Origin of the sequence: Luteibacter sp. OK325 (assembly GCF_003050935.1) — a bacterium.
GTDB lineage: Bacteria > Pseudomonadota > Gammaproteobacteria > Xanthomonadales > Rhodanobacteraceae > Luteibacter.
This window is the reverse complement of the sequence record NZ_QAOX01000005.1, coordinates 66672-79078: the sequence shown is the minus strand read 5'-3', so window position 1 is coordinate 79078 and position 12407 is coordinate 66672. Positions and strand designations below refer to the sequence as shown.

At 63.5% G+C, this 12407-nt stretch carries 14 protein-coding genes; 8 read left to right on the top strand and 6 right to left on the bottom strand.

Annotated features, from left to right (window positions below; translation table 11 throughout):
* Positions 1-20 precede the first annotated feature (20 nt).
* Positions 21-857, bottom strand: a complete 837-nt coding sequence (locus C8J98_RS12430; RefSeq protein WP_107913717.1) for an SAM-dependent methyltransferase — start codon at positions 855-857, stop codon at positions 21-23.
* A gap of 202 nt (positions 858-1059) precedes the next feature.
* On the opposite strand from C8J98_RS12430, the gene C8J98_RS12425 reads away from it, so the two are divergent.
* Positions 1060-1947, top strand: coding sequence for a LysR family transcriptional regulator (locus tag C8J98_RS12425; protein ID WP_107913716.1), 888 nt, complete (start codon positions 1060-1062; stop codon positions 1945-1947).
* A gap of 22 nt (positions 1948-1969) precedes the next feature.
* On the opposite strand, the gene C8J98_RS12420 is transcribed toward C8J98_RS12425, so the two are convergent.
* Positions 1970-2602: a PQQ-binding-like beta-propeller repeat protein gene (locus C8J98_RS12420; protein WP_107913518.1), complete on the bottom strand. Its 633-nt coding sequence runs from the start codon at positions 2600-2602 to the stop codon at positions 1970-1972.
* 9 nt (positions 2603-2611) lie between these two features.
* The gene (locus C8J98_RS12415) at positions 2612-3832 is read right to left on the bottom strand and encodes a helix-turn-helix domain-containing protein (RefSeq protein ID WP_107913517.1); all 1221 of its coding nucleotides are present in this window, start codon (positions 3830-3832) and stop codon (positions 2612-2614) included.
* 81 nt (positions 3833-3913) lie between these two features.
* Between C8J98_RS12415 and C8J98_RS12410 the strand changes: the two genes are divergently transcribed.
* Positions 3914-4699 (top strand): DUF899 domain-containing protein, encoded by a 786-nt coding sequence (locus C8J98_RS12410; RefSeq protein WP_107913516.1) that lies wholly within the window; start codon positions 3914-3916, stop codon positions 4697-4699.
* Positions 4700-4704: 5 nt separating this feature from the next.
* Here C8J98_RS12410 and C8J98_RS12405 read toward each other — a convergent pair whose 3' ends face one another.
* On the bottom strand, positions 4705-5469 hold the full coding sequence (locus C8J98_RS12405; protein ID WP_107913515.1) for an SDR family oxidoreductase: 765 nt from the start codon (positions 5467-5469) through the stop codon (positions 4705-4707).
* Between the two features lie 286 nt (positions 5470-5755).
* Here C8J98_RS12405 and C8J98_RS12400 point away from each other — a divergent pair, with 286 nt between their 5' ends.
* Together C8J98_RS12400 and C8J98_RS12395 are read left to right on the top strand one after the other, a co-directional pair.
* Positions 5756-6292 carry a hypothetical protein gene (locus tag C8J98_RS12400; protein WP_107913514.1) on the top strand — a complete coding sequence of 179 codons (537 nt, stop codon included), beginning with the start codon at positions 5756-5758 and terminating at the stop codon, positions 6290-6292.
* Positions 6289-6687, top strand: coding sequence for a hypothetical protein (locus C8J98_RS12395; RefSeq protein WP_107913513.1), 399 nt, complete (start codon positions 6289-6291; stop codon positions 6685-6687). The genes C8J98_RS12400 and C8J98_RS12395 overlap by 4 nt, the downstream gene beginning before the upstream one ends.
* Before the next feature lie 22 nt (positions 6688-6709).
* Here the strand turns inward: C8J98_RS12395 and C8J98_RS12390 are convergent, their stop codons facing one another.
* Positions 6710-7321, bottom strand: coding sequence for an ABATE domain-containing protein (locus C8J98_RS12390; protein ID WP_107913512.1), 612 nt, complete (start codon positions 7319-7321; stop codon positions 6710-6712).
* Between the two features lie 134 nt (positions 7322-7455).
* Between C8J98_RS12390 and C8J98_RS12385 the strand changes: the two genes are divergently transcribed.
* The 4 genes from C8J98_RS12385 to C8J98_RS12370 all read left to right on the top strand — a co-directional run bounded on the left by C8J98_RS12385 (position 7456) and on the right by C8J98_RS12370 (position 11198).
* The gene (locus tag C8J98_RS12385; RefSeq protein ID WP_107913511.1) at positions 7456-8172 is read left to right on the top strand and encodes an alpha/beta hydrolase; all 717 of its coding nucleotides are present in this window, start codon (positions 7456-7458) and stop codon (positions 8170-8172) included.
* Entirely contained in the window at positions 8157-8927 is a 771-nt protein-coding gene (locus tag C8J98_RS12380; RefSeq protein WP_107913510.1) for an SDR family oxidoreductase, read from the top strand. Before C8J98_RS12385 ends, C8J98_RS12380 begins: the two co-directional genes overlap by 16 nt.
* Before the next feature lie 93 nt (positions 8928-9020).
* Positions 9021-9686: a hypothetical protein gene (locus tag C8J98_RS12375; RefSeq protein WP_146171634.1), complete on the top strand. Its 666-nt coding sequence runs from the start codon at positions 9021-9023 to the stop codon at positions 9684-9686.
* A gap of 114 nt (positions 9687-9800) precedes the next feature.
* On the top strand, positions 9801-11198 hold the full coding sequence (locus tag C8J98_RS12370) for a DUF1254 domain-containing protein (protein WP_233260216.1): 1398 nt from the start codon (positions 9801-9803) through the stop codon (positions 11196-11198).
* Positions 11199-11206: 8 nt separating this feature from the next.
* On the opposite strand, the gene C8J98_RS12365 is transcribed toward C8J98_RS12370, so the two are convergent.
* Positions 11207-12328, bottom strand: a complete 1122-nt coding sequence (locus tag C8J98_RS12365; RefSeq protein ID WP_107913508.1) for an NAD(P)/FAD-dependent oxidoreductase — start codon at positions 12326-12328, stop codon at positions 11207-11209.
* Between the last annotated feature and the right edge of the window lie 79 nt (positions 12329-12407).

Here is a 12407-nt window from a genome sequence, read left to right as displayed (position 1 = left end):
CGATAGAGGGATGATCTGGCTTACGCCAGCGATGCTTCCTTTTCCAGCTTGTCGAGCGCGGCCAGCCGCTCGCGAATCGCCATGTTTGCCTTCAGCGGTGCGGCTGGCGGCAAGACCACCGTCTCTTCGGTGGGCACGTCGACATGGGGCAGGTCGCGCAGGGCGATACGGCGGATGCGCGGCTGCTGGATGGGTAATGTGGCCGCGCGGTAGAGGATGATCTCGTGATCCAGCGGGTAGTCCTGGCTCAGCACGTCGACCAGGACCTGGCGATATGCGCCGCCAGTCGTGAAACGGGCCAGCGAACGATCGCCGACGAGGCCGACCTGCCACAGCACCAGATAGGCGCTGGGATCGACGCGACGTTCGTAAAACAGCAACTGACCGGCTTCGTAGTGCTGGCAGCCGACGGTTCCCGGGTCGATACCCAGATCGGCATACAAGCAGTCCTCGGCCGAAACACCCGGTTCCATATGTGCCTGGAAGCCCTCGGCGCGCGCGACCTCGATGACCTTGTGCGGCGACCAGGCAAAGATTCCAGGGTGACCGTAGAACACGCCACACACGCGCTTGCCCGCCCGGACCTCGGTCATCATCAGGTCGACCCATTCCTCGTAGGTCTTCCGGCGCGACTTACCTTCCTGGTAGTACGGTTGCAGGCTGCGCACGTCCGGATGCATGCGTTCCAGCCACTGCTCGACGATGTTGTCCGAGAGGCCGGCAAAGATGACATCGGCCTGTTCTATGTGGCTGCGGGCCAGCGGGGTGAGGTGGGAACCCAGGGTCATGCCCATGCCGACGACGGCAAGGCTGCCTTGGTTCGTATCTTTCCTGGGAGCCACGAGCGGTGTATTCATCGTGTGATAGTAGGCGATGTCCCGCGACAGAAGCACGCTCGTCCGCAGCTACCTCTTCTTCCTAGGAAAGAGCGGTCTGGCGGTGCAGGAAGGCGGTTGCCGAAATTGCGTCTCCTGCCCCGACGGGCCCTATACCGAACTGGCATAGCTGGCACGTCCCCGCTAGCATCCATGCTGGCTGCGCATGAATGCCGGGGGCACCTTGAAGGACATCCTCACGTTCCGGCTCTACACCCGCGTCGCCCGGCTCGGCAGCTTTTCCGCGGCCGCCCGTGAGAGCGGACTGGCCCAGTCGCAGGTGTCGCGCATGGTGGCCGAGCTGGAGGCCAGCCTCGGCGCGCGCCTGCTGTCGCGCACCACCCGCGCCGTGGTCCCCACCGAGGCCGGCCTGGAGTTTCTTGCGCGCATGGAGCCGATCCTTGCGGCCATCGAGGATGCCGAGAACAGTGTGCGCGAGACGGGTGAGTTGCGTGGCGTGCTCCGCGTGGGCATGCCGTCCACGCTGGCCATCCGGGTGGTCATACCGCGGCTGTCCATCTTCACGGAGCGCCATCCGATGCTCCAGGTGGAGCTGCTTCTCGACGACAAGCGTCAGGACATGGTCCGCGAGGCGGTAGATGTCGGCATTCGCGTGGGGCCCCTCCCCGACTCCGGTGGCACCGCCCGACTGATCGGGACAATGCATCGCGTCATCGTCGCCTCACCGACCTACCTGGCGCGCTGCGGAACGCCGGGCCGTCCCGAGGATATTCCGGGCCATCGCATCGTTCGCGGGCCGGCCGGCATGCACGTCAGCTCGTGGCACTTCGAGCGCGATAGCGAGTCGATCTCGGTCGACGTGGAACCGAATCTATCGACCAACGATACCGAAGGTGCGCTCGCTGCGGCCGTGGGCGGCCTTGGCATTACCTCGACGACCTCATGGGCGTGTCGCCGGGACTTCGATAGCGGAGCACTCACCCAGCTTCTTCCCGAATGGAGGATGGCGGACCTGCCTGTCCATGCGTATTTTCCCTTGGGGCGCGCCACCCGCATGGCGGCGCGCACCTTCGTTGACTTCATCGCTGCCGAGCTGGAGGGCGATGCGTAGCGTCGACTCGTGACCTTCGAGGTTACCGCGCGCGCCTCACTGCCCTGACCTTGCCACTGTCACCACCACCACAGAAGAACCGATCCTTCCCGTCGGATTCGAGTCCGGATACGCCGGCACCCGTCGGCATGGCCAGGCTCTCGATCACCTCGCCGGATTGAGGATCGATATGGCGCAGTTCGCTGGCGTCATCTTCCCAGGTGGCGTGCCATAGCTCGCCATCGACCCAGGTGACGCCCGTGACGAAGCGGTTGGAGTCGATGCTGCGAAGGATCCGGCCCGTCTCGGGGTCGATCTGATGGATCTTCCGGTTCCGGTATTCGCCCACCCACAACGTTCCTTCGGCCCATGCCATGCCGGAGTCGCCACCGTTGCCGGGCGCCGGGATGATGGCCAGCACCTGCCCCGTCTTCGGATCGACCTTCTGGATGCGATCCTCGGCAAGCTGGAACAGGTGTGTGCCGTCGAAGGCTGTGCCCGCGTGGGCGGCCACGTCGATCGACCGCACGATCTCACCGCTTTCCGGGTCGAGGGCTCGCAACTGGCCTCCGGAAGCGAGCCATACGTGCTCGCCATCGAACGTCACGCCAGCCACCTTGTCGACACCCGGGAAGGGACCGTACTCGCGTAAAACCTGAGCTGCTTTTGTTTTCATGGCCTCATCCTAATCACCGGGCAGCGGGGTGGTGAGTAACAACGTCGTCGCGAATCCGGGGAGAGCCGGCGCTATCCATCGGCGCGCCCGCCCGCCGCCGAACGACTGCACTTTTCCCGCTGCGGAAAGTGACTCCAGACCGCGTTGCACGCTGCGTTGGCTGGCGCCGAGAGCCAGCGCGAGAGCGGAGCTCGACCAGGCCTCACCATCGGCCAGAAAGGCGAGCAGGGTGGCGTGGACCTCGTCGATGGGACGGGCGAGCACCACCACCTCGTCCGTGTCGCGCGGGATCAGCACGAAGCCGCATTTGGTCGCCTGTACATCGGCCAGTGGTCGCAACAGGTCGCGCAGTCGCCCCATTTCGACGCGTAGCCGTGCGCGATGCGACTCGTCGGGATGCTTCGTGCGAAACACACCGGCAATCAGTGTTTCCCTGGACACATCGGCCGGCCACGCTTGCGCCATGGCCCGTACGAGGGCGAACAAGACAGGGCGAGTCGCGAACGATGCGACGGTGCCTGCATGTCGCGCGACGTTGCGGCACGCGTCCACGATGAGGGCACGAGACACCAGTAGCGCTTCGACGTCATCGAGACGAAGCGACAGCTCCTTGTCTCGCGCAAGCAGACGTGCCACCGGCGAATCGAGGGTGATCGACGCACTCTCGACTTCAGCGATGAGAGCAGGAATACCGGCCGCTCGCGCAGCGTCGCGTGCGTGCGAAAGCGCGGCGCGCGCATCACTCGCCCGCACGCGATGCATGGCAATGCCCGCTGCGACCAGTTGGCAAGCCGCCATCAAGGCGGGTGGCAGGGACGCAACATCGAGCGTGGCGAGAGCGCCATCCGCTTCGTCGACGCGTCCGATCAGCAGCGCTCGCCGGCTCTCCAGGTAGCGCGCATGCGCGGCATTGACGCGGTCGCCGCGCGCTTCGAGCGTGACTCGTGCAACATCGAGTGCCTTTGTCGGCCAGCCGAGGTTGCGGGAGGCAAGGGCGATCTCCGCTTCGGCCACGATGCATCGGGCGCGGGCGACAGGCTCTTTCGCTCCGAAGGCGCGCGCAGCTCGCCGTACAAGCGCGGATGCCCGGGCAAAGTCGCCGAGCTGCGCCATGGCGATACCGCGCAAGGCCAGGGCAGGCGCATCGTCGCGCAAGGCGACCCGGTTCAAGGCGCCAAGGGGATCGCCCCCGGCGAGCGCACGCGCCGCGGCCGTGATCAGCGAGTCCATCGGAATCCCGCCACGCTTGTCACTCCCCATCCCGAACGAGTCGGACCTACTCTAGCGCACGACCCCGAGGAGACCGCAGCGATGACCAGCCATACCGTTGGAACCCATGAAACGTGGCTAAAGGCGCGGCTGGCATTGCTGGAAGAGGAGAAGGCGCTGACCCGGCGCAGTGATGCCGTCGCAAGGCAGCGGCAGGCGCTACCGTGGGTACCGGTGGAGAAGGCCTATCGCTTCGACACCGACGAGGGCACGCGCTCCCTGACTGACCTGTTTGCCGGCCGCTCCCAGCTTCTCGTCTATCACTTCATGTTCGGGCCCGACTATGCCGCCGGTTGCCCCTCATGCTCGGCGATAGCGGATGGCTTCAACGGCATCGCCGTCCATCTGGCCAACCACGATGTGTCTCTGGTTGCCGTGTCGCGGGCACCGTTGGCAAAGCTCCAGGCGTACAGGAAGCGCATGGGCTGGACCTTCCCGTGGGCCTCGTCCGGCGGTGACGATTTCAACTTCGACTTCAACGTGGCGGTGACCGAAGCGCAGCAGCGTAACGGCGATATCGAATACAACTACCAGCGTGGCACGCATCCGATGGACGCCACGACGGTTCCGGAGCCGGTCGCCCAATTCGCGGCCACCTGCGGAACCGACGCTGCCACGTATACGTGCGACCGACCTGGCCTGAGCACGTTTGTGTTCGAAGATGGCGTGGTTTACCACGCGTACTCGACGTACGCGCGCGGATTGGATGGGGTGTGGGGCATGTATCAGTGGCTAGACCGCGCACCCAACGGTCGCAATGAGACCGGGGCGTGGTGGCAGCGCCACGACGAATACCGTGAGCCGCGTTCCCGCTCGTGCTGCGGTTAGGACGGCTACCAGCCGACGCGCGCATACTCCGACTGGTCGAGCCATTCCTGGAAGCAGCGCGCGCCCAGGCGTGCGTCCGCTCGCGGCAGCAGGACGCGTTCACTCAGCACCGCGCCGAAGTACGGCGCATCCGCATCGAGGATCACCTCACAAGGTGCCTCGATATCGAGAAGGAACCGTTGCACGATCTCGAACAGACGCTCGCGGTTGGGACCGGCCACCTGGATCGATCCGTTGACAGCTGGCGACACCGCCGCATGGGCGATGACCGCTGCGACATCGTCTGACGCGACAGGCTGGATGAAGGCCGAAGACAGTCGTACGGTCTGGTCGCGAATGGCCGAGCTGACGATGTCGACCAGGAACTCATAGAACTGGGTCGCCTGGACGACGGTAAATGGAATGCCCGAGCGCTGGATGAGTTCTTCCTGCAGTGCCTTGCCGCGCAGGTAGTGACTGTCGTCGATCAGGCCGGTCCCGACCACCGAGAGCGAAACGTGGTGGCCCACACCCGCCTCGGCCTCCGCCATCAGGAGGTTCTCGATGGCGACCTTGAAGAACTCGAACGCGGAAATGTCATTGAACGAAGACGCGTTGCTGACATCGACGACGACGTCTACGCCGCTCAATGCCTGCGCCAGCCCCTTGCCGGTCGTCAGGTCGACACCTGTCGAGCGCGAGACGGCAGTGGTCACGTGTCCCGCTGAGCGCAGCCGCGCGACAACGTTCCTGCCGACCAGGCCGTAACCACCGACAACCAGGATGTTCATATCTACCTCGCTCAGCGTGCCAGTCGATGCTACGTGCGCCGTCGCGCGGCCAGTAGGTCCTGCGGCTGCACCGGACTGGTTCCATAGAGGCACCAATCGATTCTCTTATGGCTGGCAAGTTCTTACGAATCGGCACGTCGCTTGCGAATTGACCCAGGCGTCGGCAAGCTCCGCCCATGGACGCGTCTGGGCAGCACGGCGCAACGGGGGAGGGAGAGATGTCGGCATTGAACGTGATCATGAAAGCGCAGCAGGATCTGCGGGGATCGGCCTCAGGGGAAAGGGCGTGACGGCAAGACAGATCGTTGCAGTCGGTTTGAGGTTGTTCGCCCTCTGGCTGTGCCTGGCGGCATTCCAGCTTTTCTGGACGGCGCAGGCATTGAAGAGGATGACCGCTGAGTGGGGGAATCCGTCCTTGCTGGGCCTGTCTCTTGTCGCGCTGTTCGTGGCGATGGCCGCGGTCGTCTGGGTCATGAGTGGCCCGCTTTCACGGTGGCTTGTCTCCGGCCTCGGAAAGATGGAGAACGTGACGCCTTCGACTGCCGACCTGCTGGCCGTTGGCTGCATGCTCATGGGCTTGTGGTGGCTAAAGGAAGCACTCCTTCCCCTGATCAGGCTCTGGATCAACGCCGTGGCGTTTGCCTCGGAGAGCGGCGAGTCCGCCTTCAGATGGCTCGGAAGTGGTGGAAAGCTAAGCGTCGCGATCAATATCCTGCAGATCGTTCTCGCTGGATTCTTTGTGCGCTGCGCCTACCCGATCGCTCGCTGGCTGCTTCGCCAGGAGCGCACGTCCCGGAACTCCGAACAGGCGGTCGAACGGTGAAAGATTTCGCGCAATACGCTTTCCTGGCAGTTCTTTTCCTCATTGCGGGCGCCTCATACGCCACCGACGCGCCGACGACATCGGACCAACCGGCCAAACCCAAGCTCTCCTGCACCAGCGGTCCATTGAAGAAGACCTATGGCGGGAGCGAATGGCTCCTCTACGCATGCGACGATTCCCGATCACTCGTCGTTGTCACGCAGGAGGGTAATCCGGCGGCGCCGTTCTACTTCATTTTTTTAGTGACGCCGGACGGCGGCATGAAGTTGAATGGCGAGGGAAACGGTGATCGACACGCGTCGGATCTGGCATTCGCGGAGTTGAAGGTACTAACGACTAGTGACGTGTCGGTTCTGGTGACCCAGGCTCAGGACGCCGGTCGAAGCGAACACTGAGCCGGCTTCAGCAACCGTCTTATCAGGTCACCCGCGCTCGCTGTCGATGAGCGAGTTGCTTGGCCCGATTGCCGCACGCCGACATGCTGCACCAGCGGCGCACGTGGCCCCGCGTGTGATCGGCAAACAACAGGGTGCATGTGGGGCCTTCGCAGGCTTTTACGTACGAGAAGTCTTCTTCGGACACCAGCTTCGCCATCGCCTCGCCGACGGGAAGCAGTAGCGATTCCGGCGACGTCCAGCGGCGCACCCTTTCAAAGCCTATAACGCCCGACTCCCGGGCGACGACGCGTCCGAAGCCTTCATCCCGGGCGAGCAGCGCATTGAGTCGATCCAGCTGATGAAGGCTTGCGGCGGTCAGTGCCTGGCCCTTGTTCGCGAGGACAAAGCCCCGGAACCACTCGCGCAGATCACGAGCCTGTCCTGCCAGAGCATCGAGTTCGCCTGGCATCGCGCCGCCTCGCATGGCTGCCAGTACGTCGGACGGCACCAGACCAGCCTGTTCAAGCCAGTCAAGCAATCCTTCACCGTTGTCGATCCAGTCGACAGTGGCGTTCACGGGCGTGGCTATGGAGTTGAGGAAATCCAGGCCGGTGGCATCGGCAATAAACATCGCGGGGGTCGGTGCTGACATGGGATCTCTCGATTGGCGAGGTCAAGGTAACCGTCTTAATTGGCGTTGACAAGTTACATAGACAAGAATAACCTTTCTACGTCACTCAATATGGTTACATCATCATCGTCTCGCAAGGCACCGGAGGAACTCCCATGTCCAGGCAAAACACCCAGGTCGTTCTCGTTCCCGGCGCGTGGGCCGATGGCTCAAGCTGGGCCAAGGTCATCGCCCTTTTGAGCAACGCAAGCATCGAGGCGGTTTCAGCGCCTGTTCCGCTGACGAGCCTCTCGGACGACGTGAGCGCAGTTGAGCGCAGTCTCGAGCGCGTCGACGGCCCTGTTGTCCTCGTGGGGCACGCGTATGCCGGCGCCGTGATCGGTTCCGTAAGCAGTCCCAAGGTAAAGGCCCTTGTCTACGTCGCCGCTCTCGCGCCCGATGAAGGTGAAACCGTAGCGGACGTGTTCTATCGCAACGAACCGCACCCGCTGGCGCCGAAGCTCGCGCCGGATAGCCACGGCTTGATCTGGTTGCCGGACGAGGCATTCGCGTCGGCATTCGCGCAGAACGCATCGCAGGAAGACCAGGCACTGTCATCGGCGACCCAGCGCCCGATCTCGCCCGCCTGCATCACGGCACCTGTCGGTCGCCCCCTGTGGAAGGACATCCCGACCTGGTATCTGCTCGCCGAGCAGGACCGCATGATCATCGAGCCCATCCAGCGCTTCATGGCCGAACGCATGGGCGCCCACGTGCGGGCATTGCCCGTCGATCACACGCCCAGCCTCACGGCGCCGGAGGCAGTCGTGGCGCTGATCCTCGAGGCGCTGCGTGAAGTGATACCCGGAGAGATCCCATGTCAAAGTCCGTAGCGATCGTCACGGGAGCCAGCCAGGGTATCGGTCGCTCTACGGCGCTTCGTCTCGCGCGAGATTTTTCTGCCGTCGTGCTCGTCGCCCGCAATAGGGAAAAGCTCGAGGCAACGGCAGAAACCATTCGCCAATCGGGCGCAGCGGCCCTCGTCGTCGACATCGATCTGGGCGAGAAGGCATCGGCAAGAACGGTCGTCGAGCGGACGCTGGCAACCTTTGGCCGCATCGACGCACTCCTGAATATCGCCGGCGCTGTTCCGCAGATCGATCTGTTCGAGATGACCGATGAGCAATGGGATGCCGGTATGGCGCTCAAGCTTCACGGGGCCCGTCGCCTCACGATCGAAGCGTGGCCGGCGCTGAAGGAGAGCGGAGGCTCTGTCGTACTGATATCCGGCAACTCGGCAGTAACGCCGAAGGCCCCGTACGCGGCAGTCGCCACCATAAATGCCGCTATTGTCGCCCTCGCCAAGGCATTCTCGGATCGCGGCATTGCTGACGGTGTCCAGGTCAACAGCGTGTTGCCGGGTGCCGTGATGACCGGTCGGCGTCGCTCCTATCTGGAGCACTGGGCGCCGCTGCACGGGATGACGGTGGAAGAGGCGACGGAGCAGTTTCCGCGCGAAGCCGGGATCGGTCGCTATGGCGAGCCGGAAGAGATCGCCGAGCTGATGGCCTTCCTGGTCTCACCCGTGGCGAAGTGGATGACGGGGTCGACTATCCGTATGGATGGCGGTGAAGTTAAGGCGACATGACCACTTCGGCCGCTTTCATCTCCTGACACCGGGATGACGGTAGAGTGGGCGCTAGCGCTCCGGCAAGCCAGGCGAAGGTGTCCGATGGACTTCATGCGCATTCTGCAATCGCTCGAAGAGTTTCTCTACGAGATCATGGGTTGGCTGATCTTCTATCCACGCGCCCTGTGGAGAACACTTCGACATCCCGTGGCCGTTGCGGTCTACACAGGCGAACAGCTGAAACAGGAGCGCGACAAGCAGTTCACCGAGATGGTAAGCCCGCCGTTGATGCTGATCCTGACCATCGTGCTGGCGCATATCATCGAGCTGGGGACGCGCCACCGTACGATGACGATCGATACGGTCCTCGGTAAGGAACTCTTCTCCTCCGAGCAGGCGACAATCGCGACACGCAGCGTTGTTTTCTGTCTCTTCGGGCTGTTCGGTGCGATGAGCATGCTGAGGCATCAGCGTCAGCCGACAAACCGCGATTCGCTACGCAAGCCTTTCTACATCCACTGCTATCTGCTGGCGCCATTCGCACTTGGCCTGGCGTTCGCGTCGACCATCATGAGCTTCGCCCACGGAGACTGGATCCTGGCAGGCGCTGCCCCGCTGCTGCTCAGCTGCCTTTGGTATGCGTGGGCGCAGACGGCAATCTACACACGGATCCTGAAGATGTCATGGTGGCGCGCTGCTGTCAGAGCGTCAGTAGCCAATCTGCTGGCGACGGGGGTGATCATCGGGCTGTACCTGGTGGTGGCTGGCGTCAAATGAACGCTGCTCGCTGTTGCACTACGCAAATCTACCTAGGCGGCGCACGTAGTTCATCGCTTGTCCCTGGGTCGACGTGTCTCGAAGCTGAGACGAACTGTCGCCCAGGAGAATCTCGTGTCGAACGCCACATTTGGAAGCGTCGCGGTCCTGGTCGCGACGATGGCGCTGGGGGCATCGGACGCGCGCGCCGGGGTTTCCGAAGCCGAGGCGCGTGTCATCGCACGCGATGCCTATGTCTACGGCCTGCCGATGGTCGACACTTACCGCGTGATGTACGCCTATAGCGTCGACAAGGGCAATCCGCAGTACAAGGGGCCGTTCAATTCGGTGCTCAACATCGCACGCGTCTTCACGCCGGACGACACGGCCTTCGTAACGCCGAACTCGGACACGCCCTATACGTTTGCCGGTCTCGATCTGCGCAGCGAACCGGTGGTTATCACCGTGCCGAAGATGGAGGCCAATCGCTACTTCGTGTTCCAGTTGATGGATCTGTACACGTTCAACTTTGCGTATATCGGCTCGCGTACCACCGGCAACGACGGCGGCAATTACCTCATCACCGGACCCGGCTGGAAGGGCGAAGCACCCAAGGGCATCAGCAAGGTCATCCCTTCGGAGACCAGCTTGTTGAGCGTTGTCGGACGCACCCAGTTGTTCAACCCCGCCGATCTCGACAACGTTAAGAAGATCCAGGCGGGCTACAAGGTGCAGCCGCTGTCGACCTTCGAAGGCACGCCTGCGCCACCGGCCGCGCCCGCGGTCGATTGGGTCAAGCCCATCCCGCCAACCGAAGAGCGGACCTCGTTGGCGTTTTTCAACGAACTCGCGTTCCTGCTCCAGTTCGCCCAGCCCCCACACGCTAGCGAAGCGGTCTTGCGCGAGCGCTTCGCCGAGATCGGCATCGAGCCGGGCAAGCCCTTCAATGCATCCACCCTCTCTCCTGAGCTTAAGGAGGCGCTCGAGCAAGGCATGCTCGACGGCCAGAAACAGATCGACGAGAAGCGCGCTTCGCTGCACGGAAGAACGGACGAGCTTTTTGGTGACCGCGCCTTCCTGAAGAACGACTATGTCACGCGCGCTACGGGTACGCAGGTAGGTATCGGCGCGAACTCCCGCGACGAAGCGCTCTATCCCATTCTCGATCACGATGCCCAGGGCGAGCCCCTGGACGGCAGCAAACACAAGTACACCCTTCACTTTGCGAAGGGCGAGCAACCACCGGTCAACGCATTCTGGTCGATCACCATGTACGACCTGCCGAAACAGTTGCTGGTGAAGAACCCGATCGACCGTTACCTGATCAATTCACCGATGCTGCCGCAGATGAAGACAGATACCGACGGCGGCGTGACCATCTATATCCAGTCGGACTCCCCCGGGAAGGACAAGGAAGCGAACTGGCTTCCAGCGCCCAAGGGGCCCTTCGTGACGTTCATGCGCTACTACTGGCCGAAACCGGCGCTGCTCGCTGGCCAATGGAAGACACCAGCGATACAGCGCACGGACTAGTACATCGACTACGGCTTAAGCGCCGAGTAAGTGGCCCGATAACTGCGCGGGACGATGAACGGCATGATCAGGCGACGAAGGCCGTAGGGAAGGCGCGCCGCCTTCGATAGACGATCGGTTGCGGCTTGCACATGTGCGACCCGCACCTGGCGGGCCTGTTCGAAACGGCGGCCGATGGTCGTGACCTCATCGGTTCCGGCGACGATGCTGGCGAGCACGAGGGCATCCTCCATGGCCAATGCAGCGCCCTCGGCCCACACCGGTGCGGTGGCATGCGCCGCATCGCCGACAAGAACGACTCGACCCTCACTCCATTGGGCCAGTCGCACTTCCTCGATCGGCGAGTGGTAGAGCGATTCGGGGTGAGCGAGCGCCCAGGAGAGCGCTTTACGGGCGCGCTCAGGGAAATCACGGAACACCTGGTCCAGATGCTTCAGGTCGTCGAAGGCGACATCGGGCGAGTCCAGGGCAACCCAGCCGTAGACCGTCGCATCGTCGACGGGAAGCAGCAGGATCATGCCGCGCTTGCCGGTCCACAAGGTCCAGCCATCGACACCGGGATTGGGCGCCATGAAACGCCAGCTGGCGGAAGCGAGGCGGGCGGCGGAGGTCTGCGACGTGGCCATGACCGCCTGTCGCACGGTGGAACGGACGCCGTCCGCGCCCACCAGCAGGGTTGCGGACAACGCTTCGCCGTTGTCCAGGCGAATATGGGCGGCGGCAGCATCCTGATGAACAGCCGCGATGGAGCGATCTGCCCTGTGAGCGGATGCATCCAGGCCGGCGCCGAGCATCGCCATGAGATCGGAACGGCGGACCGCGCGTGGACGCATGGCCTCACCCCAGAACGCATCCTCGTCGATGGTTGCGAGGAGTCGGTCGTCCTGCGCGCGGTACTCGCGCTTGCGCACCGGGTGGCCCAGGCGTTCGATCTCGCCGGCCAGGCCGAGCTGTGCGAGCGCGGCGATGGCGTTCCCGGGAAGATTGATGGCGAGACCGCCATCGGCCGCCACCGGCCTGCGCTCGACGACCAGAGAGTCGATGCCTTGTTGTTTCAGGGCGCGCCAGGTTGCCAGGCCCGCGATGCCGCCGCCGGCGATAACGATGCGCTGCGAATCTTCAGATGCCATGGAACCCGATCCTCGATAGACAATCCCCGATTATGCGCCCGCCGTGACTCGTCGACGGCAGGACAGCGCTAGTGGCGTA

What these genes read in the sequence shown, in the direction of transcription:
- C8J98_RS12365 (WP_107913508.1), bottom strand. Translation starts at nt 12,328, where the DNA reads ATGGCATCTGAAGATTCGCAGCGCATCGTTATCGCCGGCGGCGGCATC.
- C8J98_RS12410 (WP_107913516.1), top strand. Translation starts at nt 3,914, where the DNA reads ATGACCAGCCATACCGTTGGAACCCATGAAACGTGGCTAAAGGCGCGG.
- C8J98_RS12405 (WP_107913515.1), bottom strand. Translation starts at nt 5,469, where the DNA reads ATGAACATCCTGGTTGTCGGTGGTTACGGCCTGGTCGGCAGGAACGTT.
- C8J98_RS12390 (WP_107913512.1), bottom strand. Translation starts at nt 7,321, where the DNA reads ATGTCAGCACCGACCCCCGCGATGTTTATTGCCGATGCCACCGGCCTG.
- C8J98_RS12385 (WP_107913511.1), top strand. Translation starts at nt 7,456, where the DNA reads ATGTCCAGGCAAAACACCCAGGTCGTTCTCGTTCCCGGCGCGTGGGCC.
- C8J98_RS12430 (WP_107913717.1), bottom strand. Translation starts at nt 857, where the DNA reads ATGAATACACCGCTCGTGGCTCCCAGGAAAGATACGAACCAAGGCAGC.
- C8J98_RS12415 (WP_107913517.1), bottom strand. Translation starts at nt 3,832, where the DNA reads ATGGACTCGCTGATCACGGCCGCGGCGCGTGCGCTCGCCGGGGGCGAT.
- C8J98_RS12380 (WP_107913510.1), top strand. Translation starts at nt 8,157, where the DNA reads ATGTCAAAGTCCGTAGCGATCGTCACGGGAGCCAGCCAGGGTATCGGT.
- C8J98_RS12375 (WP_146171634.1), top strand. Translation starts at nt 9,021, where the DNA reads ATGCGCATTCTGCAATCGCTCGAAGAGTTTCTCTACGAGATCATGGGT.
- C8J98_RS12420 (WP_107913518.1), bottom strand. Translation starts at nt 2,602, where the DNA reads ATGAAAACAAAAGCAGCTCAGGTTTTACGCGAGTACGGTCCCTTCCCG.